Origin of the sequence: Pseudoalteromonas sp. GW168-MNA-CIBAN-0100 (assembly GCF_040309225.1) — a bacterium.
GTDB lineage: Bacteria > Pseudomonadota > Gammaproteobacteria > Enterobacterales > Alteromonadaceae > Pseudoalteromonas > Pseudoalteromonas arctica.
This window is the reverse complement of record NZ_JBEOOL010000188.1, coordinates 1-390: the sequence shown is the minus strand read 5'-3', so window position 1 is coordinate 390 and position 390 is coordinate 1. Positions and strand designations below refer to the sequence as shown.

The window sequence follows — 390 nt, the reverse complement described above, 5'->3', positions numbered from 1 at the left end:
CTGTCGGCCCACACCGCATTACTTTGCGTGGGCGCTCGGTCGGTAAGCAAGTTAATACTTTGCGCCGTAGCACTGAGCTGCAAAGAAATATACGGCACAATTGCAATCACCGAAATAAGCGACACCAAACCCGACAAACTCGATGATTGTCCATACCGAGTGGCTATAAAGTCGGCCATTGAGGTAAGTTTTTGTTGCAGACAAATATGCGCAATGCGGCAATATAGCTGCCAACCAAAAATAAATAATATAATAGTGCCCGCATAAGTAGGGGCGAGCCACCAGCCATTACTTGCAGCCTGTGCGGTAGTGCCAAAAAAAGCCCACGAGGTACAATAAACCCCTAACGACAAACCATAAGTTAAGCCTTTAAAAGGTAAAACCTTACGC

The 390-nt window shown here is 46.4% G+C and carries 1 protein-coding gene; it reads right to left on the bottom strand.

Annotation, left to right across the window (positions count from 1 at the left end; translation table 11 throughout):
- Positions 1 to 390, bottom strand: a 390-nt coding sequence (locus AAEY62_RS20660) for a sodium:solute symporter family transporter (protein ID WP_502935527.1), incomplete at both ends; no start/stop codon positions are given.